The organism is Rhodococcus sp. NPDC078407, from assembly GCF_044542515.1.
Taxonomy (GTDB): Bacteria; Actinomycetota; Actinomycetes; order Mycobacteriales; family Mycobacteriaceae; genus Rhodococcoides.
In genome coordinates, this window is sequence record NZ_JBITUQ010000022.1 from 51,404 (window position 1) to 72,488 (window position 21,085).

Annotated in this window: 18 protein-coding genes; 11 read left to right on the forward strand and 7 right to left on the reverse strand. The window is 62.6% G+C overall.

Going from position 1 to position 21,085, the window contains the following annotated elements:
* Position 1: 1 nt before the first annotated feature.
* On the reverse strand, positions 2-1,357 hold the full coding sequence (locus ACIGGF_RS19795) for an MFS transporter (protein WP_397522910.1): 1,356 nt from the start codon (positions 1,355-1,357) through the stop codon (positions 2-4).
* A 145-nt stretch (positions 1,358-1,502) separates the two neighbouring features.
* Between ACIGGF_RS19795 and ACIGGF_RS19800 the strand changes: the two genes are divergently transcribed.
* The 7 genes from ACIGGF_RS19800 to ACIGGF_RS19830 are packed head-to-tail and all read left to right on the forward strand — an operon-like array spanning position 1,503 to position 9,468.
* Positions 1,503-2,999, forward strand: coding sequence for a fumarylacetoacetate hydrolase family protein (locus ACIGGF_RS19800; protein ID WP_397522868.1), 1,497 nt, complete (start codon positions 1,503-1,505; stop codon positions 2,997-2,999).
* Positions 2,996-3,667 carry a GntR family transcriptional regulator gene (locus ACIGGF_RS19805; RefSeq protein WP_397522869.1) on the forward strand — a complete coding sequence of 224 codons (672 nt, stop codon included), beginning with the start codon at positions 2,996-2,998 and terminating at the stop codon, positions 3,665-3,667. Before ACIGGF_RS19800 ends, ACIGGF_RS19805 begins: the two co-directional genes overlap by 4 nt.
* Positions 3,668-3,703: 36 nt before the next feature.
* Positions 3,704-5,236 (forward strand): 5-carboxymethyl-2-hydroxymuconate semialdehyde dehydrogenase, encoded by a 1,533-nt coding sequence (gene hpaE / locus ACIGGF_RS19810; protein ID WP_397522870.1) that lies wholly within the window; start codon positions 3,704-3,706, stop codon positions 5,234-5,236.
* 29 nt (positions 5,237-5,265) lie between these two features.
* Positions 5,266-6,417, forward strand: a complete 1,152-nt coding sequence (gene hpaD, locus ACIGGF_RS19815) for a 3,4-dihydroxyphenylacetate 2,3-dioxygenase (RefSeq protein WP_397522871.1) — start codon at positions 5,266-5,268, stop codon at positions 6,415-6,417.
* Positions 6,418-6,450: 33 nt separating this feature from the next.
* On the forward strand, positions 6,451-7,236 hold the full coding sequence (gene hpaH / locus ACIGGF_RS19820; RefSeq protein ID WP_397522872.1) for a 2-oxo-hept-4-ene-1,7-dioate hydratase: 786 nt from the start codon (positions 6,451-6,453) through the stop codon (positions 7,234-7,236).
* Positions 7,221-8,024: an HpcH/HpaI aldolase/citrate lyase family protein gene (locus ACIGGF_RS19825; RefSeq protein WP_397522873.1), complete on the forward strand. Its 804-nt coding sequence runs from the start codon at positions 7,221-7,223 to the stop codon at positions 8,022-8,024. Before hpaH ends, ACIGGF_RS19825 begins: the two co-directional genes overlap by 16 nt.
* Before the next feature lie 37 nt (positions 8,025-8,061).
* Positions 8,062-9,468 carry an aldehyde dehydrogenase family protein gene (locus ACIGGF_RS19830; protein ID WP_397522874.1) on the forward strand — a complete coding sequence of 469 codons (1,407 nt, stop codon included), beginning with the start codon at positions 8,062-8,064 and terminating at the stop codon, positions 9,466-9,468.
* Between the two features lie 165 nt (positions 9,469-9,633).
* Here ACIGGF_RS19830 and ACIGGF_RS19835 read toward each other — a convergent pair whose 3' ends face one another.
* Positions 9,634-10,242: a TetR/AcrR family transcriptional regulator gene (locus ACIGGF_RS19835; RefSeq protein ID WP_397522875.1), complete on the reverse strand. Its 609-nt coding sequence runs from the start codon at positions 10,240-10,242 to the stop codon at positions 9,634-9,636.
* Between the two features lie 245 nt (positions 10,243-10,487).
* Here ACIGGF_RS19835 and ACIGGF_RS19840 point away from each other — a divergent pair, with 245 nt between their 5' ends.
* From ACIGGF_RS19840 to ACIGGF_RS19855, 4 genes are all read left to right on the forward strand, one after another.
* Positions 10,488-11,801: a flavin monoamine oxidase family protein gene (locus tag ACIGGF_RS19840; protein ID WP_397522876.1), complete on the forward strand. Its 1,314-nt coding sequence runs from the start codon at positions 10,488-10,490 to the stop codon at positions 11,799-11,801.
* Positions 11,798-12,106, forward strand: coding sequence for a hypothetical protein (locus ACIGGF_RS19845; protein ID WP_397522877.1), 309 nt, complete (start codon positions 11,798-11,800; stop codon positions 12,104-12,106). The genes ACIGGF_RS19840 and ACIGGF_RS19845 overlap by 4 nt, the downstream gene beginning before the upstream one ends.
* Before the next feature lie 36 nt (positions 12,107-12,142).
* A complete protein-coding gene (locus ACIGGF_RS19850) occupies positions 12,143-13,597 on the forward strand; it encodes an APC family permease (RefSeq protein ID WP_397522878.1) in 1,455 nt (484 codons plus the stop codon).
* Between the two features lie 70 nt (positions 13,598-13,667).
* Entirely contained in the window at positions 13,668-15,830 is a 2,163-nt protein-coding gene (locus tag ACIGGF_RS19855; protein ID WP_397522879.1) for an SRPBCC family protein, read from the forward strand.
* Positions 15,831-15,899: 69 nt separating this feature from the next.
* Here ACIGGF_RS19855 and ACIGGF_RS19860 read toward each other — a convergent pair whose 3' ends face one another.
* From ACIGGF_RS19860 to ACIGGF_RS19880, 5 genes are all read right to left on the reverse strand, one after another.
* Entirely contained in the window at positions 15,900-16,658 is a 759-nt protein-coding gene (locus tag ACIGGF_RS19860; protein ID WP_397522880.1) for an ABC transporter ATP-binding protein, read from the reverse strand.
* On the reverse strand, positions 16,655-17,638 hold the full coding sequence (locus ACIGGF_RS19865; RefSeq protein ID WP_397522881.1) for an iron chelate uptake ABC transporter family permease subunit: 984 nt from the start codon (positions 17,636-17,638) through the stop codon (positions 16,655-16,657). The genes ACIGGF_RS19860 and ACIGGF_RS19865 overlap by 4 nt, the downstream gene beginning before the upstream one ends.
* A gap of 22 nt (positions 17,639-17,660) precedes the next feature.
* On the reverse strand, positions 17,661-18,626 hold the full coding sequence (locus ACIGGF_RS19870) for an ABC transporter permease (protein ID WP_397522882.1): 966 nt from the start codon (positions 18,624-18,626) through the stop codon (positions 17,661-17,663).
* 42 nt (positions 18,627-18,668) lie between these two features.
* Entirely contained in the window at positions 18,669-19,619 is a 951-nt protein-coding gene (locus ACIGGF_RS19875; protein ID WP_397522883.1) for an ABC transporter substrate-binding protein, read from the reverse strand.
* A 114-nt stretch (positions 19,620-19,733) separates the two neighbouring features.
* A complete protein-coding gene (locus ACIGGF_RS19880) occupies positions 19,734-21,017 on the reverse strand; it encodes an MFS transporter (protein ID WP_397522884.1) in 1,284 nt (427 codons plus the stop codon).
* Positions 21,018-21,085 lie beyond the last annotated feature (68 nt).

The following is a 21,085-nucleotide window of genomic DNA, read 5'->3' on the forward strand; positions in this document are numbered from 1 at the left end:
GTCAGACCTGTGCCAATCCTCTGATGGGGCTTACTGATTGCGTGTGTTCGTGGTCGGGCCCGAGCGGAATACCGCTACGGTCTCGCAACAGCAGGGTTGCGGTGAGACTGAGGAGAACGACGACCGCCAGATAGACGGTGACCGCTGTGGTGGAACCGGTGGCGCGAACCAGTGCGGCGGCAATCATCGGGGCGAATGCGCCGCCGACGATAGCGCCGATCGCGTAGGAGATCGATACACCGGAGAACCTGACGGATGCGGGAAACAACTCCGCGTACAAGGCCGCTTGCGGACCGTAGGTGAAGCCGAGACCCACCGTCAGCAACACCAACCCGAGTAGCAGCACCCAGATGTTTCCCGCTTCCACCAGCGTGAACAGTGGAATCAATGCAGCCAGAAGTAATACCCAGCCGATGAGGTAGGCCGTTCTACGCCCTACGCGGTCACTCACCCACGCGCCGAGCCACGTGAATATCATCCAGCTCAGCGCGGAGCCCGCGACGGCCCACAGAACGGGACCGCGGTCGAGGCCGACCGGGCCGCTCGGGTTGGTGGCGTAGTTCTGAATGTAGCCACCGGTGGTCATGTAGCCGACTGCACTGTTGCCGGCGAACACCAGCGCCGCAACGATAACGAGCTTCCAGTGGTGTCGAAAGAGCTCGACGATCGGCGTCTTCGTCTGCTCCTTGCGTTCCGCGATCTCCAGGAAGACCGGGCTTTCCTCGACGCGTCGGCGAATGTAGTGCCCGATGAGAATCAACACGATCGACAGCAAGAACGGTACGCGCCAGCCCCACTGCTCGAAGGCTTCACCGGGAGCAACGATCGTCATCAGGGCCATCACGCCGGAAGCGAGCAGCAATCCCAGGGGTACACCCACTTGTGGTGCAGCTCCGAAGATTCCACGCTTGTCTTCCGGGGCATGTTCGACGGCCATCAGCACGGCACCGCCCCACTCACCGCCGGCCGAGATCCCCTGCAGGATGCGCAGAAGAATCAACAGGATCGGCGCGGCAACACCGATGGCGGAATAGGTGGGCAGCAAGCCGACCAGTGTCGTCGCTGCACCCATCAGTACCAACGTCACCATCAGGACAACCCGCCGCCCGTATTTGTCTCCGTAGTGTCCGGCGAGGAACGCGCCGAGTGGACGGAACAGAAAGCTGAGGCCGACGGTCAGGAACGAGAGAATGGTCGCCACCCCGTCTCCCGCCGGGGCGAAGAACAGTTTGCCGAACACCAACCCGGCCGCCGCGGCATAGACGAAGAAGTCGTACCACTCGACGGTGGTACCGACGACGGTCGCGAACACGACTCGTCGACGCTCTCGATCTGTGACCGGGCCACCGGACTCCATCCGGCCCCGAGACGGTGCGTTCATTGTTGCTCCTTGGTCCATCCGCGGCCGGTGCCGAAAAGCACTCCGAGGGATTCATTGCGATCTGCGTCTCTCATCGTATACGATCTGAGATATGATGCAAGGGTCGCTATCGAGGAGGAACATGAAGACCGAGAGTCACGATGCTGCCGGCATCGGATCGAACACCTCACTGACCAGGCCCGGAAAAATTGTCGCTGTACATCTGAGCTATGCATCGCGAGCCGATCAGCGGGGACGTCGACCCGCTCATCCGTCCTACTTCCTCAAGCCGTCGAGCTCCGTGGCATTCACGGGCGAGACCATCGAGCGGCCCGCCGGCACCGAACTTCTCGCTTTCGAGGGCGAAATCGCCGTGATCATCGGGGCGTCGACACGCTGGGTGTCGGTAGAGGACGCCTGGAGTCACGTCTCGGGCGTCACGGCCGCCAACGACTTCGGTCTCTACGACCTGCGCACCAACGACAAGGGATCCAACGTCCGTTCCAAGGGCGGAGACGGCTACACCCCCCTCGGACCCGACGTCATCGACGCCCGGTCGGTCGATCCCGTTGCGCTGCGAATCCGGACATGGGTCAACGGAACCGTGGCCCAGGACGACACCACGGCCGGCCTGATCTTCACGCTGCCCCAGCTGATTGCCGACCTGTCGCAGCACTTCACCCTCGAACCCGGCGACGTAATCCTCACCGGCACACCAGCCGGCTCCTCGGTCGTCGTGCCCGGCGACGTCGTCGAAGTCGAGGTCAGCTCGATCGACGACAAGGCCACATCCGGTCGCCTCGTCACCACCGTGACTGAGGGTGAGGTCGCCTTCGACAGTGCGCTCGGTTCTCTGCCGGCCGCGGACGACGCTCAGCGCGAAGACGCGTGGGGTTCGGCCGAAGCAGCCGGAATCACCCCACCTGCAACCGGTTTGAGCCCCGAGCTGCGAGACAAACTCACCCGGGTACCGGTGGCGGGACTGTCTGCCCAACTCCGCAAACGTGGGCTGAACAACGTGTCGATCGAGGGTGTACGCGCCTTGACTACCGGCGACAAGATCGTCGGAACAGCGCGAACCCTGCGATTCGTGCCCAATCGCGAAGATCTGTTCGTAACCCACGGCGGTGGATACAACGCGCAGAAACGTGCATTCGACGCCGTGAACGACGGCGAGATCATCGTCATCGAGGCACGCGGCGAACTCGGGTCCGGCACCCTGGGCGATATCCTCGCGCTACGTGCGCGGTCCCGCGGCGCCGTCGGCGTCGTCACCGACGGAGGAGTCCGCGATCGCGATGCAGTAGCCGAGATCGGTCTACCGGTGTTCGCCGCGACCGCCCACCCCGCCGTGCTCGGCCGCCGCCACGTCCCCTGGGATTTCGACCTGACTGTCGCGTGCGGCGGAGCGACGGTACAGCCCGGCGACGTCATCGTCGGCGACAGCGACGGCGTCATCGTGATTCCGCCTGCGTTGGCCGAGGAAGTCGTCGACGAGGCGCTCGCCCAAGAGGACCAGGACGCGTGGGTGGCCGAGCAGGTGGCTGCCGGGCACCCCCTCGACGGACTCTTCCCTCCGAACGCGGAGTGGAAACGCAAGTACGAGCAGTGGCGTCAGAGCCAGGGAGTTACCCGGTGACACAGAGCAAATCACAGGCGGCCTACCACTACGTCAAGGACCGAATCGCTCGCCAGGAGTACACACCCGGCTATCGGCTGGTCCTCGGCTCGATCGCGAAGGATCTCGACATGAGTGTTGTTCCGGTACGTGAGGCGATCCGCCAACTCGAAGCGGAAGGCCTGGTGACCTTCGAGCGCAATGTCGGTGCCCACGTATCGATGGTGGACGACACTCAATACCGCTACAGCATGCAGAGTTTGAGCATTCTCGAGGGCGCTGCCACAGCGATGGCGGCGCGCCGACTGTCGGAGGACGACATTCGGAGAGCACGTGCGGTGAACGAACGCATGATCGAGTCCCTCGACCATTTCGATCCGCACCTGTTCACCTCGTTGAACAAGGAGTTTCATCAGATCCTGTTCGCGAAATGCGTGAACCCGCGAATGCTGACGCTTGTCGAAGCCGAGTGGGGCCGCCTCGGTCACCTTCGAGCGTCGACGTTCGCATTCGTTCCCGGTCGCGCACGCGAATCGGTGCACGAGCACGAGAACATCGTGCGGCTCATCGAAATCGGTGCACCGCTCGGCGAGATCGAAAAGGCTGCTAGACGACACCGCTCCGCAACGCTCGACGCCTACCTCGTACACGAGCACCCCGACGAAACCATCGGCCTACCGGCCTACTGATCAGACCGATCTCTCGATCCCGACCTTGGAGCATTCATGACCGATACCGTTGCCGAACAAACACAACGCCACACTCCGGCAGACCTGCCCAGCAGAATCCAGCACTACATCGGCGGCGCGTTCGTCGATTCGATCGACGGCGATACCTTCGACGTTCTCGACCCGGTGTCCAACGAGGTCTACCTGCAGGCCGCCGCCGGTAAGAAGGCCGACATCGACCGCGCCGTCGAAGCCGCCAAGAAGGCGTTCAAGGACGGCCCCTGGCCGCGGATGCTGCCGCGCGAGCGCTCCCGGATCCTGCACCGCATCGCCGACATCGTCGAATCACGCGACGCGCGCCTGGCCGAACTGGAATCCTTCGACTCCGGCCTGCCCATCACCCAGGCGCTGGGTCAGGCTCGCCGCGCCGCCGAGAATTTCCGGTTCTTCGCCGACCTCATCGTCGCTCAGGCAGACGACACCTACAAGGTCCCCGGACGGCAGATCAACTACGTCAACCGCACCCCGATCGGCGTCGCCGGCCTGATCACCCCGTGGAACACCCCGTTCATGCTCGAATCGTGGAAGCTTGGCCCCGCACTGGCCACCGGCAACACCGTCGTCCTCAAGCCCGCCGAGTTCACTCCGCTGTCGGCATCGTTGTGGGCGGGCATCTTCGAGGAGGCCGGCCTCCCCGAGGGTGTGTTCAACCTCGTCAACGGCCTCGGTGAAGACGCAGGCGACGCCTTGGTCAAGCATCCCGACGTTCCCTTGATCTCCTTCACCGGTGAGTCCAGCACGGGTCAGCTCATTTTCGGCAACGCCGCGCCCTTCCTCAAGGGCCTGTCGATGGAACTGGGCGGAAAAAGCCCGGCCATCGTGTTCGCCGATGCCGATCTCGACGCCGCAGTGGACGCCACGATCTTCGGTGTGTTCTCGCTCAACGGCGAACGCTGCACCGCGGGAAGTCGCATCCTCGTCGAACGGTCCATCTACGACGAATTCGTCGAACGCTATGCAGCACAAGCCAAGCGCGTGAAGGTTGGCTTCCCGCACGATCCCGCGACCGAGGTCGGTGCACTGGTCCACCCGGAGCACTACGACAAGGTGATGAGCTACATCGAGATCGGTAAGACCGAAGCGCGCCTGGTTGCCGGCGGCGGCCGGGCCGAAGGCTTCGATCAGGGCAACTTCGTGACCCCGACGGTGTTCGCCGATGTCGCACCCGATGCCCGCATCTTCCAGGAGGAGATCTTCGGACCGGTCGTGGCGATCACCCCGTTCGACACCGACGACGAAGCTCTCGAACTGGCGAACGGTGTCAAATACGGTCTCGCAGCATACGTCTGGACCAACGACCTCAAGCGCTCGCACAACTTCGCCCAGGCCATCGATGCCGGCATGGTGTGGCTCAACTCCAACAACGTCCGCGACCTACGCACCCCGTTCGGTGGCGTCAAAGCTTCGGGGCTCGGCCACGAGGGCGGCTACCGCTCCATCGACTTCTACACCCAGCAGCAGGCCGTGCACATCACGCTCGGCGAGGTGCACAACCCGACCTTCGGCAAAGCCGATTCAGACAAGCACTGATCGCCCCACCTTCCGACAAGGACCATGACATGACCATCACCCCCGATGCCCCCGAGCCCGTGGTAACCCGAAGCAGCCCCATCCGCTCGGACAACCCGGTCCCCACCCCGCAGGCCACTCCCCCGGACGTACTGCGTTGCGCCTACATGGAATTGGTTGTCACCGACCTCGAGCGTTCACGCAAGTTCTACGTCGACGTGCTCGACCTCGTCGTGACCGAGGAAGACGAGAACACCGTCTACCTTCGTTCCTTCGAAGAGTTCATTCACCACAACCTCGTCCTACGCAAGGGACCGGTTGCCGGCGTAGCAGCCTTCTCCTACCGGGTACGCAGCCCGGAGGATCTCGACAAGGCCGTCGCGTTCTACACCGAACTCGGCTGCCGTGTGGAGCGAAACCCCAACGGGTACAACAAGGGAATCGGTGATTCGGTCCGCGTCGAGGATCCCCTCGGATTCCCGTACGAGTTCTTCTACGATGTCGAGCACGTCGAGCGGCTCGCCTGGCACTACCACCTGTACACCCCCGGTGCACTGGTGCGCCTGGACCACTTCAACCAGGTGACTCCCGACGTCCCTCGCGCAGTGGCGTACATGGAAGATCTCGGATTCCGCGTCACAGAGGATATTCAGGACGAGGCCGGCACGACGTACGCGGCGTGGATGCGTCGCAAGTCCACCGTGCACGACACCGCCATGACCGGGGGGGACGGACCTCGGATGCACCACGTCGCGTTCGCCACCCACGAGAAGCACAACATCATCGCTATCTGCGACAAGCTCGGCTCACTAAGGATGTCCGACCACATCGAGCGAGGACCGGGACGCCACGGGGTCTCGAACGCCTTCTACCTCTACCTGCGTGACCCGGACGGGCACCGCATCGAAATCTACACCCAGGACTACTACACCGGCGATCCCGACAACCCGGTCGTCACCTGGGACGTCCACGACAACCAGCGCCGCGACTGGTGGGGCACCCCGGTGGTCCCCAGCTGGTACACCGACGCCTCGATCGTGCTGGATCTCGACGGCAACCCGAAGCCGGTGATCGCGCGAACCGACGACTCCGAAATGGCCGTCACCATCGGCGCGGACGGATTCTCGTACACCCGTAAAGAGGACACCGACGAGATGCCGGATTGGAAGAAGGGCGAGTTCAAGCTCGGCGCACAGCTGTAGTAACGACTCATTCCTCTACGGCACAGGAGAATCATGCTCCCCCCGAACACCATCACGGCCATTGCCGACCAACTCGAAGAAGCGGAACGGACGCGGACGATGATTCCGCGGCTCACGGCACGCTATCCCGACATGACCTTCGAGGATTCGTACGCGGTACAGAACGAATGGCGTCGACGCAAGGTCGAGTCCGGTCGACGCTTGGTCGGCCGCAAGATCGGCTTGACGAGCAAGGTGATGCAGGTGGCGACCGGCATCACCGAGCCCGATTACGGTGCGATCTTCGACGATCAGGTTTTCGACAACGGCTCGGTGATCGAGCACGGCCGCTTCTCCAATGTGCGCATCGAGGTCGAGCTCGCCTTCGTTCTCGGGAGTCCACTCGCCGGTCCGACGGCGACGATCTTCGACGTTCTGAAGGCAACGGAGTACGTCGTACCGGCGCTCGAGATCCTCAGCTCACGGATCGAGATGGAGGACCGCACCATCGTCGACACGATCAGTGACAACGCTGCACTGGGCGGGCTCGTATACGGCGGCAACCCGACGGACCCGTCGGCTGTGGACATGCGGTGGATCTCGGCGCTGCTCTACCGCAACGAGACGATCGAGGAGTCCGGCGTTGCCGCCGCAGTGCTCAACCACCCTGCGACCGGCGTGGCATGGTTGGCCAACAAGCTTTTTCAGCACGGCGACCGGCTCGAGGCCGGGGAAATCGTGTTGGCCGGCTCGTTCACCCGACCGATGTGGGTGCACCAGGGAGACAGTGTGCTCGCCGACTATGGACCGATGGGAACGATCTCATGCCGCTTCGACTGAACAAGACCTTTCGGGATGCGTTGGCGGAAGCGGGCCGGCCGCTGTACGGCGGCTGGATCACCACCGGTTCGCCGGTGGCCGCCGAGATCATGGCCGGCTCGGGCCTGGACTGGGTGCTCATCGACATGGAGCACGCACCCAACGGGCTGGAATCCGTTCTCGCCCAGCTTTATGCGGTCTCCGGCTACCCTGTGACACCGGTCGTGCGAGTACCTGTCGCCGACGCGGTGATCATCAAGCAGGTCTTGGACCTGGGTGCTCAGAACATTCTGGTCCCGATGATCTCGACTGCCGAGCAAGCGCGCGAGGTGGCCGCCGCAGCCCAGTACCCACCTGAGGGGCGACGCGGCGTCGGCAGTGCGCTGGCACGGTCTGCGCGTTGGAATCGGGTCGAGGGCTATCTTGCGAACGCAGCCGATCACGTATCGGTGTTCGTCCAGATCGAGACGGCCGAAGGGGTATCCAACGCGGCGGCGATCGCGGAAACACCGGGCATCGACGGAGTGTTCGTCGGCCCCAGCGACCTGTCCGCGTCGATGGGTCTGCTCGGCCAACAGAACCATCCCGAGGTCGTGGCCGCAGTGAACGATGCGTTCACGGCGATCGCCTCCACTGGAAAACCGTTCGGAGTCAACGCGTTCGACCCCGATCGTGCCGATTCGTATACACAGGACGGCGCTCGGTTCCTGCTCGTCGGTGCCGACGCCGCCATCTTGGCACGGGGTTCCGAGGCCCTCGCTCAGCGCTACATCGATCCATCGGCGCACAACGCTCGCGCCAGCTACTGATCCCCCCACCTCAGTTCGCCGCCCGAAAGGACAGACAGTGACCATCACATTCGATTCGCTTCTCAGCGAGATCACCGATCCGAACGGACGCGAGATCCTCGACCCGGCAACCGGGGACGTCGTCGGGAAAGCCCCAGTGCAGGGTGTCGAGGTGCTCGACGCCGCCATTGCCCGCGCGAAAGCAGCGCAACCCGCCTGGGCGGCACTCGACGACGATGACCGCAAAGCTCGCCTCCTCCAGGCAGCCGATGCCATCGATGCTGCCACCGAGCCTCTCGCGGAATTGCTTTCACGTGAACAAGGCAAGCCGCTCAACGGACCCAATGCGCGGTTCGAGGTCGGTGCGTGTGCCAACTGGCTGCGCGCCACCGCGGCAACCGAGCTCCCCGGCCGCACCCTCCTCGACGGCGACGACGGCAACGCCGAAATGTACTACCGTCCGCTCGGAGTCGTCGGGGCGATCGGACCGTGGAACTGGCCGATGATGATCACCGTCTGGCAGATCGCGCCCGCACTGCGGATGGGGAACACCACCGTCGTCAAGCCGTCGGAGTACACCCCCTTGAGTGTGCTGGCGCTCGCCCAGGTCATCAACTCCGCGCTGCCCCAGGATGTACTGAACGTCGTCGCCGGCGACGGAGACCTGGGCGCACGCCTGTCGTCGCACCCCGACATCGACAAGCTGATGTTCACCGGATCCACCCGTACCGGCCAGGCGATCATCAAGAGCTCTGCCGACACGGTCAAGCGACTCACCCTCGAGCTCGGCGGTAACGACGCCGGTATCGTGTTGCCGGATGTCGACCCCAAAGCCATTGCGCAAGATCTGTTCTGGGGAGCCTTCATCAACACCGGACAGACTTGCGCCGCACTCAAGCGCCTGTACGTGCACACCGACGTCTACGACGCCGTCTGCACCGAACTCGCGGCAGTCGCCGAGGCGATGCCGATGGGCCGTGGCCTCGACGAGGACAACGTGCTCGGACCGCTGCAGAACAAGGCGCAGTACGACATCGTCGCGAATCTTGTCGAGCGTGCGAGGGAATCCGGGGCCACCATGCTGGTCGGTGGCAACCCGGACGCCGATACCCCCGGACACTTCTACCCCACGACTTTGGTGTCGAACATCGACAACGACAACGCTCTGGTGACCGAGGAGCAGTTCGGACCCGCATTGCCCATCGTTCGATACGAAACGGTCGACGAGGCAATCGAACTCGCCAACGGGCTCGATGTCGGACTCGGAGCTTCGGTGTGGAGTTCCGACCGCGATGCAGCGCGAAAGATTGCTGCCCGAATTCAAGCCGGCACGGTGTGGATCAACAGCCATGGCGGCGTGCACCCGATGGTGCCGTTCGGCGGCATCAAGATGTCCGGCTACGGGCTGGAGTTCGGAGTCGAGGGACTCAAATCGGTCTCGGCACCCCAGGTCATCAACGGATGATCGGACGCCATCGGCGTGCTTTACAGAGCACGCCGATGGCGTTGTCCCCCTTCGCCACTCATCGTCGACGAGCGGATTTCGGCTCCGGGGTCGTCGAAACCTGCGGCTTTCGAAACAGCTGCGCTCACGGTGCGATGGCGCCGGAACGAACGCCGGATTCGGAATCTAATCCGATGTGCGCGGCGGATCCGTGGAGACCTTTGCAGACGCGAGCAACTCACGCAGATGGGCAAGCGCACGTTCTGTCATGTCCGCGTTGCCGATAGTGATCTGGTTGAACACCAAGCCGTCCGCTGCTGCGTACACCAAGTGCCCCAAAGCAATATCGTGCTCGAGACCCGCGCACTCGAGTTCACGCTGAATGCCCGTGACGTACGCCTGGTAGATGGCTTCCACATGCGGCCTCAGCTCGGGTCTGCGTCGTCCCTCCAGAATCAGTTCGTACTGGAATGCCTGGTCTGCGGGATTGTCTTCGACCATGGCGCACAACCCCTCGAAAACCGCATCCAAGTCTCCACTGCCGGGGCGGGTGCTGATCGAGGTGACCGTTCGGTTCAACGAATACCGCAGCGCCTCTTCCAACAACGCGTCACGGCTTCCGAAATGATGATCCACAGAACCGTGCGACATCCCCGCCTCACGCGCGACTGCGCGGTACGTCAAATTTCGCAGTCCCTGGTCTGCCACCACCTGCACGGTCGCTCCCAGTAACGCCAGTCGCCCCTCGCCATACCTGGGCGACGGTCGCTCGCGCGGAGTCTCGGCAACACTCATTCCTGCGCCTGCACTTCCAATATCGAGTCGGTCGAGTCAGCAATGTCCCTTTTGCTGTACGCAAGTATGCCCGTCACTCGAAATCGACCCGGCTTGCCACTTGACCAGTTTAGGTCACATAGTGCAGAGTATGTGCTATCGATCACAACTGGTCATATGACCGGTTCGCTGCCCGGCGGCCGCTCCATCGCAGGCCAAGCCCCCAACCTCTCGCACATCGCTCACTACAGATCACGAGGATTCTCATGACATTCGACACCGACGTCGTCGTTATCGGCGGTGGGTTCGCGGGCATCACCGCCGCCCGCGAACTCACTCAGCGCGGCGTGCGCACGACCGTGCTCGAAGCACGTGGTCGGCTGGGTGGACGCACCTGGACCCGGGACACCGCGTTGGGCAGGGAACTCGACCTCGGCGGTACGTGGGTGCATTGGATTCAGCCGCACGTCTGGGCCGAAATCACCAGGTACGGTCTCGATCTGATTTCCAGTCCGGAACTGGACAACGCGTACTGGCGAGTAGGCGACCGCATCGAAACCGGCAGCGCAGAGCACATGTTGGACCTGCTCGACACGTCCATGACCGCCGTTCTCGCCGAGGCGCGATCGCTTATTCCCCAGCCCCACGACTACTACCCCCTCTCCGACGAGCTGAAAGCACTCGATGCTGTCAGCATCAGAGACAAGATCGAAGACCTCGATCTCGACCCCGTCGGTCGGGCACTTCTCGACGGGATGTGGTCGCTGAACTTCAGCGGCGACCCGTCACGCGGTGCCTACACGCAGGCCCTCCGGTGGTGCGCACTTGCCGGCGGTGACTGGAAGCTCATGTTCGAAGCATGTGCCACATACAAATTCGCTCGCGGAACCAAATCACTACTGGACGCGATCGCATTGGATGCCCAGGGTGCCGACATCCGCCTCGACACCATGGTCACAGCAATCGACGAGACCGGGGACGGCGTCACCGTCACCACGGCCGATGGAACGCAACTACGCGCGGCCAGAGTGATCGTGACGGTTCCACTCAACATCGTGAACTCGATCGCGGTGACTCCCCCGCTGGACAACTCGTTGACGTCGGTCGCCGCCGAAGGGCAAGCATCGACCGGGGTCAAGGTCTGGGTCCGAGTCAAGGGCGAGGTCGGCAGATTCGCCGCGTTGGCCGACAGCGACGCCGTTCTCAACTTCGTTCAGTACGAGTATCCCTTCGAGGGCGACAGCCTCATCGTCGCGTTCGGACCACGCACCGGCCTGATCGATCTGAACGATCCTCGCGCCGTCGAGGCCGAGCTGCGCAAGTGGCGTCCGGACATCGAGGTTGTCGCAGTAGACGCGCACGATTGGGCTGCCGATCCTCTCTCCGGGGAAACCTGGCCCATGCTCGCACCCAACCAGCTCGACGCTGTCGGCGGCGCCGCACGCGACACCACTCGCCGCGTCCGGTTCGCCGGTTCCGACTACGCACGCGGCTGGGCCGGATTCATCGACGGCGCAATCGAATCGGGACTCCACACAGCACGCACCATCCACACCGAACTGAAAGAAGCACTGGCATGAGCTACTGCGCTGAAATCGTCTCCTTCACCGTCGCAGACGACGACGTCGACACTTTCCTCGGACGACGCACCGCCGCAATCCGGGAAGTCAAGGCTGCCCATCCCGCACTGTGGTCGGTTCCGTTGTGTAGCAGGAAGTCCGACGGAACCTGGGTGGACGTATGGATCTACGAGACCCGTGAGGCGGCCGATGCCGCCAATGCCGACGCCGAGAATCTACCCGCCTTCCTTTCGATGGCCGAACTGCTCGGCAACGTCGAACTCGAAGTGACAGACATGCCCGAAGGTGCTGTCAGCCCGCTCTGACCCATTCATCTCACCCACCCACACATCGAGGCCATCATGTCCGCAGAGCCACTCCCCTCCACACCTGTCGCCACCAACTCGCAACCACCCAAAACCCTTCGCTGGTACGACGGCTTCATGCTCGCCCTACCTATCGCGAACGGGCTGTTCATTTCGGTCGGCTATGCCATCGGGGCCATCGGCGCAATTCCCGCCATCGCCATCTGTCTGATCCTCTCGGTCGTCGCCCTGTGCCAGAACAAACTCTTTTCCGAGATGGCATCGATGTTCGGCGACAAGCCCGGTGGTGTGGCGATGTTCGCCGCCGAAGGCTGGAAGCGATACTTCACACCCATCGCGCCGATCGCAGCAGTCGGCTATTGGTGTGGATGGGCGCTGGTCCTCGCGCTTGTCGGGCTCACCATCGGCCAATTGATCACCGCCCAGTGGTTTGCTGGTAACAGTTGGACGCTGTTCACACTCGGAAGTGTTGCGTTCGGTCTGCCGCACTTGATATCTGCCGGCGCTGTGATCGCCTGCACCGCGCTCAATGTGCTCGGAATCCGTGTCGCATTGAGATTCAACCAGGTAATCGGGGTCGCTTTCGTACTCGTTCTGCTCACCCTGGCAATAGGACCTTTTGCATCCGGCCAGTGGTCCAGCGCCAACCTGAGCTCGTACCTCGACGGAAACTGGACCGCATTCGTGGTCTGGATGTACGTGTCCGCCTGGGCGATCTACGGTTCCGAACTGTGCGCCATCTTCGCGCCCGAATACCGCGACACCAGCAAGGACACTTCGCGTGCGCTGACCTCGATCGCTCTCTTCATGGTCGGTGCGTACACCATCGTGCCTCTGGCGACATCCGGTCAGCTGACCGGAGAGGAGTTTGCGAACAACCCGATCACCTACGGCATCGTCAGTATCGGACACATCTCCGGCGGACTGTCCGGTTTGATCACCGTAATCCTGTGCGGCGCACTATTTCTGAGCATGATCTCCTCGTCCGCCGATGCCGGCCGCGCTCTGTACGGGCTGTCGGCGGAAAAGATGTCGATCTCCCAGCTCGATCAGCTCAACAGCCGCGGCGTACCCAGCCGGGCGCTGTGGGCCACCATGGCCGTCAACCTGGCTATCCTCTTGTTCATCGGCAATCCGGTTGCAATCCTCATCGCCAGCAACCTCGGATACATCCTGGCCATCACGCTCGCCGTCATCGCCTTCTTGCTCCTCCGTCGCGACCGGCCGCAGTGGCCGCGCCCGATCGAACTTTCGCGCGCATGGATCCCGATCGCCGTCATCGTCGCAACGTTCAACATCGTGATCCTCGTGGTGGGCGTGCTCAACCCGGGTCTGAGCTACGTGGGTAGCTTCAAGGAGGTGTTTCTCGGCGTAGGACTCCTCCTCGTCGGCGTCGTCCTGTTCGTCTATCGCCGCGTGGTCCAAGACCGCAGTCCTCTGCGGTTGCGCGAACCCTCCGAGGACATGCCCGGCTCCCGAACCATCGCGTGAACAAATCGGCTGGACCGGAATCATTCGATTAATCAGCGCAGCAACCTAGTTCACCGACGATGTCGCGTCCATGGCCTGGCAGCAGCTCATGGACGCGACCGTCGCCACCGACGAAAGAGCACCGATGACCGATGTGACCGTCAACGACACCGACCGCGTCGGCGAATCTCTCGATGCAGGCTGGCAGCTGCCGGCATCTCTGTACTCCGACCCCGCGGTCTACGCCACAGAGAAGAAACGGATTTTCGCCCAGTCGTGGCAGTACGTCGGCAGGGAGAAGGACCTCACTGAGTCTGGTTCGTATCTGACAGCACAACTCGGCGACATCCCGGTGGTCATCGTTCGGGACAAAGACGGGGCGCTACACGGTCACGTGAATGTGTGTCGACACCGCCTGCATCCGGTCGCCGAAGGAGCAGGCTGCTCCGCGCTGCTCCAGTGCCGGTACCACGGCTGGACCTATACCCATGATGGGTCGCTCCGTTCGGCCCCGGGCCTGCAGGACGAGGATGCTTTCGACCGGCAGACTCTGGGTCTGCGGCCCGTCTCGGTAGGCACCATCAACGGATTCGTCTTCGCCAACCCCGACGCCACGGCCGCACCGCTGCGCGAATTCTTGGGTCAGGCCGCCGATCGGCTCGACGAACTTCAGCTGAATTTCGCCGACTGGGACCACGCGGGCACCTTCACCTACGACATTCCCGCCAACTGGAAATTGTTCACCGAGAACGCCCTCGAGTGCTATCACTGCCCACTGGTCCACGAGACGACCTACGCCACAGCGTTCGAAACGGCCAAACAAGACTATCTCACAACCGAATTCGGAAACGCTGCCTTCCAGATCGCTCCAGTCACCGAAATGACCGAACAGCTCGCCGACGCGACCGACCTCGACGGATTCCGGATGCTCTACCTGTGGCCGGTCAGCATCATGTCGGTCGACGACTTCGTCGGAATGGTGGCGCGCACAGTGCCTGTGGGATCTCACTCGAGCCGTTTCGTCGTGGACGCCTTCGTCAAACCGGGTACGGACCCGGACGCCTTGGCGAAATGGCTCGACATCTACGACAAAACCTTCGACGAGGACAAAACGGTCGTCACAGCGCAGCAGGCCGGCTACGACTCCGGAGCGGTCACCCAAGGCCGATTGATGAGGAACTGCGAGTCGACCATCTCGATGTTCCAACGCCGAACCTGGGACGCGCTCAACAGCACCGACGTCGAGTCCATCAGCACATGGCCGATCGTCCATCCGACTGCGCAGAGCGTGCCTGACGCCGGACAAGCGCCGCGTGGCACTCAGTGGGAGGCCGAGCTTCTCGTGGACTCGATCACCGATGTAGCCGAAGGCATTGTTTCGGTGCAATTCTCGGCCCCAAACGGGGTCGAGCTACCCAGCTGGAAAGCGGGTGCGCACATCGACCTGTGTCTCACCGACGAACTCGTTCGCCAATACTCGTTGTGCGGGTCGCCGTCCGAGCTGACGTGGACGGTCTCGGTGCTGCGTGAGCCGGCCTCGCGTGGCGGATCAGCGCTTGTGCACGACAAGCTCATGGCCGGTCAGACCATCCGAGTTCGTGGTCCCCGCAATCACTTCCACATTCCCGACGCGCCGTCGTACCGACTCGTCGCCGGCGGAATAGGCATCACTCCCATCTTGCCCATGATCGAAGAACTCGAACGCCGCAGAGCCTCATGGACTTTGCTGTACGGCGGGCGCTCGGCAGCGTCGATGGCTTTCCTCGACCGTCTCGCATCCTACGGCGACAAGGTCGTGATCCGGCCGCAGGACCAGTACGGACATCTCGACCTGGCAGGCTTCCTCACCGGGGCCGACGACGACACGGCAGTACTGGCGTGCGGACCCGGAGCGTTGCTCGACGCATTGCAGTCCACCTGCGACGACCACCGGCTGACCTTGCACACCGAACGCTTCGCTCCGAAAACACTCACCGCAGATGTCGACACCGGCTTCGATGTGGTGCTCGCCCGTTCCGGCACGACTGTGCACGTCGACAAGGATCGCTCGATCCTCGACGTCGTCAACGAACACGGAGCAGGCGTCTTGTCATCGTGCCGACAGGGCACCTGCGGAACCTGCGAGACTGCGGTCGTCGGCGGGCAGCCCGATCACCGGGACAGTGTGTTGACCGCCGACGAGCAGGCGCAGGGAAGATCCATGATGATCTGCGTCTCGAGGTGCAGATCGACAGTTCTCACCCTGGACCTGTAACCAGTCGACGCGGCGCACCGGTTCTGTCTTGTGCGCGGTCCGCCCGAACCCGTTAGGAGGCCGACTCGCTCAGCGAACGTAAACGGCCGTGGGTTGCCCTTCGATCACGTGCACCCGTACCGGCGTATCGAAAACGTCGGTGAGCACATCGTCCTGCATCATGTCCTCAGCGGTTCCCGAAGTGACAATGACGCCGTCGCGCAGGGCAATGATGCGATCGGAGTAGGCGGCCGCAAAATTGATGTCGTGCACGATCAGGACGATCGTCTTGCCGAGTTCGTCCGCAGCTCTGCGCAATTGTCGCATCATCAGAACAGAGTGCTTCATGTCGAGATTGTTCAACGGCTCGTCCAGCAGGACGTACTTCGTGTCCTGTGCCAAAACCATCGCCACGAAGGCACGTTGGCGCTGACCTCCGGACAACTGATCGAGAAATCGGTCGGCAAGCGGGCCCAGGTTGAGGAATTCCAATGCTTGGTCGACGTATTCGATGTCGTCCGGCCCGAGCCGTCCCTTCGAATGCGGAAATCGTCCGAACCCGACGAGCTCGCGTACGGTCAAGCGCGCCGTGATGTGGTTTTCCTGCCGCAGGATCGACAGGTGTTTGGCCAGGTCTGCAGATTTGGTGGTACGGACGTCGCGGCCACCGACGGTGACAACTCCCGTCGTCGGGTCGAGCAGTCGACCTATCACGGTGAGCAGAGTGGACTTTCCCGCGCCGTTGGGGCCGACCAGTGCCGTGATTCCGCCATCGGCGATGGTGCCGGTCACCGGCCCCAGGACAGTATGGTCCCGATACGACTTGGTGACATCTCGAAAATCGATCACAGTGTGCCTTTACGAAGAATCATGCCGATGAACAGAATGCCGCCCACGAATTCGATGATGACGGTGAGGAATCCACCTGCGTAGAAGATGTGCTGCATGACGAATTGCCCCAGCACCAGGGTCAGCATGCCGAGCAGGAAAGCCATGGGCAACACGAAGACGTGTCGGTAGCTGCCTGCGAGCTGGTAGGCCAGTGTGGCAACGACGAACCCGAAGAACGTCATGGGTCCGACCAGGGCGGTCGAAAAGGCGACGAGAAGCGCAATGAGTACCAGCATCATCGTGAGCTCACGCTTGTACGAGACGCCGAGACCCATCGCTGCCTCGCGACCCAGAAGTAGCGCGTCGAGATGGTGACGCCGCTTCCACAGGATCACCCCGGCGAAGAGGCAGACCGCGAAGGCCAGAGGAAGATAGTCCCCTTTCACCGCGCTGAGCCGACCGAACAGTTTCACCGACAACATGTCGTATTCGGTCGGCGACAGCAACCTCTGCAGAAAGGTCGACATGGAATCGAAGGCCAGGCCGATCACCACGCCGACCAGAAGCATCAGGAACAGGCTGCCGAGTTTGCCCGAGAACATCCACCGGTACAGGATCGTCGCGAGCGCGACCATCAGCGCCGTCTGTGCCAACAACTTCGGAATTCCCTCGGTGTTGGCGATAGCTGTGCCACCGAAGAAGAACACGGTCAGCGTTTGCATCAACACGTAGAGGGAATCGAACCCGATGATCGAGGGCGTGAGTATTCGGTTGTTGGTCACGGTATGGAAAACGACGGTGCCCAGGCCGTGGGTGAATGCAGCAACGGCCATGGCTCCCAACATGTTCAACCGCCGAGGAAAGGCGAACGCGAAGGATCCGCGGACGAATAGGAACAAAAAGCACACCACGGCGATGGCGAGGACGACCGACAGTAGAACGAGCCGCACCGTCGGCGTGAACCGCGGGCGGTTCTTGCCGTAGGCCGGCGGACCCATCGGTCGCAATCCTCTGCGCCCCTCAAGCACTGACATGGCGACGCTGCCTCACTATGAGAGTGATGAACACGATGGCCCCGACGACTCCGAGAACCACCGAAGCGGGTATTTCCATCGGTGCCACCACCACGCGGCCGACGAGGTCGCAGGCCAGCAGCAATCCGGCACCCACCAGTGCCACCCACGGCAGATTCTTGTGCACATCGTCCCCGAGCAACATCGACACCAGATTGGGCACGATCAGGCCGAGAAACGGAATGAAGCCGACGACCACCGTCGTGACTCCCGTCGCCACGGCGACCATGATGACTCCGATGAACACGATCTGCTCGTACCGAAGCCCCACATTGGTGGCCAAATCCTTTCCGAGCCCGGCGACGGTGAACCTGTTGGCCAGCACGAACGCCAATATCGCGATGATGAGCACCGCCCACAGCGGCTCGTAGAAGCCCCGTACGACACTGCTGAAGCCACCGGACCGCCATGTCGACATCGACTGCAGGAGATCGAAAGTCCCTGCCAAGAATGTGGTGACGGCACTGACGACGGCACCGAGCATGATGCCTACCAGCGGCACGATCAGCGTCGACCGCACCGAGAGCCTGCGAAGCACAGCGATGAAGATGATGGTTCCCAACAAGGCGAATACGGTGGCGATGATCATCTTCGCCATAGGATCGGCCTCCGGAAGAACGATCAGAGTGAACAGCACACCGAGCCCGGCCCATTGAGCAGTTCCCGCCGTGGTGGGCTCGACGAATTTGTTCTGGGTGACCATCTGCATGATGACGCCAGAGACACTCATCGCCATCGCAGCGAAAATGAGCGCCAACGTCCTCGGCACTCTCGAGATCAGGAACATCTCGCGCGCGTGCGCGTCGTTCAGCAACGTCTCCACAGTGATGTCGTAGCCGCCGACGAAAAGAGACGCGATGGCCAGAACGAGGACTGTCGCCACTATGACCGGAAGCAGAACTGCATTCTTCATGGGTGCGACGCGACGTCCGGAGCGACGGTATTCGCAGGTGACTCAGGACGCATTCGCGAATGCGTCCGAGATCGACGAAAACGCCTGCGTGTACGCTTGAATGCTCTCACGGGTGTAGAAGAACGGATCGAGATAGACGATCTGGTTCTCGGTCGTGAACGTTGTGTTGGCGAAGGCTTCTTGCGCATCGAAGACAACCTTGGCCGGTGCTGCCCCGGGCTCGCCTGCCGCCGCGTCCCGATCCAGCACGATCGCCCAGTCGGGGTTCGCCTGCGCGACGGTTTCGGGGGCCAACCCCGAATCCCCGTGCACGTCACCGGCTTCGCCTGCGAATACGTCCTCCAGGGTGAGCGGCTCGAGCAGTCGCCCGATCCGTTGCGCTCCGTTGTCGATTTTTCCGCCACTGACATTCGCCAGGAACACAGTTTCACCGTTGGTCCGGGCCGCAGCGTCGGATGAGGCCGCATCCAGATCGGCGATGATGCGCGACGCTTGCTCCTGCTTGCCGAATATGTCTCCAAGAGCTGATGTTTGCGCCTTCAGCGATTCGACGTAGCCCTCATCGGTGGGTGAAATATCGATTGTCGGAGCAATACGGCCCAGCTCGTCCGTATATTCCTGGAACCGATAGCCACCGATGATGAGATCCGGCGCAGCCTCGCTGACCAGTTCGAGATTCGGCTCGCGGTGTGTTCCGATGTCGAGAATCTGCTCGTTGTCGATCCATTCCTCGAAGCCCTCGTACGGCATGATCGGCTTCGGAAGCGCGACCGGCTCCACGCCGAACGCCTTCAGAGTTTCGAAGGATGTGTTGTCCAGTGCCACCACTCGCTGGGGGTTCGCGGGCACCTGGACTGCACCGTCGGCGGTGTCGACAGTAATCGTGTCGCCGGACCCCTCGGCCGTGGTTGTGTCGGTACTGCACGCGCCGAAAACAAGCATCGACGCCGCTGCGGCCGCGATGATCAGACTGGGTATGCGGATGGTCTTCACGAGTGGTCACTCCAGGGATTGTCTTTACCGGAACATTGGTTGACACCTAAAGTAAACGATAAGGTAAGGCTACGCGAAGTCGACCGGTGTGGGATCGGTCACCAGACGCGGCGCTCATGAGCCGGCCACAATGCCTGTCGATTCGATCGTCCGATCACCCGTTGTCACCGGCGCATCTCGCCCGGCGATCCATCCGCACAGCGCTAGCGCGATCATGACCACGAGCAGAGCGAGGAGGGGTGCCGTCCACGAGCCGGTCGAACTGTGGATCGCACCCGCCGCCAGGGGTCCCGCTGCGGAAACGACGTAGCCGATCGATTGCGCCATGGCGGACAGGCTCGTTGCCGTCGATGTGTTGGGGGCGCGCAGATTCATCAACGTCAGCGCGAGCGAAAGTTGGCCGCCCTGACCGAGTCCGAGAAGGATCGCCCACACGATCGCCAATTCGAAACTGCCGGCCAGTACGCCGATCAAACCGGCGACGGAGAGTGCGACGACTGCAATCGCCAGACCGCTCTGTCGACGGAGTCGGGCGGCGAGGACGGGGACGGTGAGCGCCGTGACGATGCTCGACACCGACAGTGCAGTCAGTAGCAATCCCGCACTCTCGGCGGCCAGTCCACGGTCTCGGTATATCGTGGGGAGCCACGCAATCATCGAATACGCCAGCAGCGACTGCACTCCCATGAATCCGGTGACGGCCCAGGCAACGGGTGATCGCAGAACACCGGCCTGCCACTGAGGCGCGGACGGGGCCGACGTGCTGGTCGCGCGCGAGACGCGGCGATAACGCAGTGCCAGTACGGCCATGGCCACCACCGCAAGGACGGACGGAATCGCCCATGCTGCGAGAGTCGTTCGCCAACTGTGGAATACGGCAGCATCGAGCGGGACGGTGGCACCGGAGGCAATGCCCGCACTGGCACTGACCAATGCGGTGAACAAGCCCGTCATCAGCCCGATTCGATGCGGAAAGAGTAAGCGAATCAGTACCGGACCGAGGACGTTGGCAACCGCGATACCCATTCCGGCCAGCAGAGTTCCGAAGACGAGTACCGACCACCAGGGCGCGCCCCGCAGTACGGTACCGACGACCACCAGCAACAGGCACCCCACCAGCACGGCGGGTACCGACCATCGCCGTACTGCGCGAGTGGCGGCGACGGCGAACACACCCAGGCACAGGACCGGGCCGGTGGTCAGCAACGCAGCCGAACCGGAACCGAGGTCGTAGGTCAGTCGAATCTCGGTGAGGACTGCCGACGCGCTCCCGAACACCAGACGCAGATCGAAGGCCAGCAAGACGATCGCAACCACAGCAACACCCGGTCCGACGACGGACAGCGCCGTTCGGGCGGGCGCGGCAGGTGAGGTGTCCGGCTGTCGTGGTGAGTCCATGTCGGCCACCGATGCTCCCGTCCCAGAAATGTGATCGAACGAGGTCGACCATCGCAGTCGAGCCCTGA

What these genes read in the sequence shown, in the direction of transcription:
- hpaE (WP_397522870.1), top strand. Translation starts at nt 3,704, where the DNA reads ATGACCGATACCGTTGCCGAACAAACACAACGCCACACTCCGGCAGAC.
- hpaH (WP_397522872.1), top strand. Translation starts at nt 6,451, where the DNA reads ATGCTCCCCCCGAACACCATCACGGCCATTGCCGACCAACTCGAAGAA.
- ACIGGF_RS19845 (WP_397522877.1), top strand. Translation starts at nt 11,798, where the DNA reads ATGAGCTACTGCGCTGAAATCGTCTCCTTCACCGTCGCAGACGACGAC.
- ACIGGF_RS19850 (WP_397522878.1), top strand. Translation starts at nt 12,143, where the DNA reads ATGTCCGCAGAGCCACTCCCCTCCACACCTGTCGCCACCAACTCGCAA.
- ACIGGF_RS19840 (WP_397522876.1), top strand. Translation starts at nt 10,488, where the DNA reads ATGACATTCGACACCGACGTCGTCGTTATCGGCGGTGGGTTCGCGGGC.
- ACIGGF_RS19855 (WP_397522879.1), top strand. Translation starts at nt 13,668, where the DNA reads ATGGCCTGGCAGCAGCTCATGGACGCGACCGTCGCCACCGACGAAAGA.
- ACIGGF_RS19795 (WP_397522910.1), bottom strand. Translation starts at nt 1,357, where the DNA reads ATGGAGTCCGGTGGCCCGGTCACAGATCGAGAGCGTCGACGAGTCGTG.
- ACIGGF_RS19825 (WP_397522873.1), top strand. Translation starts at nt 7,221, where the DNA reads ATGCCGCTTCGACTGAACAAGACCTTTCGGGATGCGTTGGCGGAAGCG.
- ACIGGF_RS19800 (WP_397522868.1), top strand. Translation starts at nt 1,503, where the DNA reads ATGAAGACCGAGAGTCACGATGCTGCCGGCATCGGATCGAACACCTCA.
- ACIGGF_RS19835 (WP_397522875.1), bottom strand. Translation starts at nt 10,242, where the DNA reads ATGAGTGTTGCCGAGACTCCGCGCGAGCGACCGTCGCCCAGGTATGGC.
- ACIGGF_RS19880 (WP_397522884.1), bottom strand. Translation starts at nt 21,017, where the DNA reads ATGGACTCACCACGACAGCCGGACACCTCACCTGCCGCGCCCGCCCGA.
- ACIGGF_RS19865 (WP_397522881.1), bottom strand. Translation starts at nt 17,638, where the DNA reads ATGGGTCCGCCGGCCTACGGCAAGAACCGCCCGCGGTTCACGCCGACG.
- hpaD (WP_397522871.1), top strand. Translation starts at nt 5,266, where the DNA reads ATGACCATCACCCCCGATGCCCCCGAGCCCGTGGTAACCCGAAGCAGC.
- ACIGGF_RS19870 (WP_397522882.1), bottom strand. Translation starts at nt 18,626, where the DNA reads ATGAAGAATGCAGTTCTGCTTCCGGTCATAGTGGCGACAGTCCTCGTT.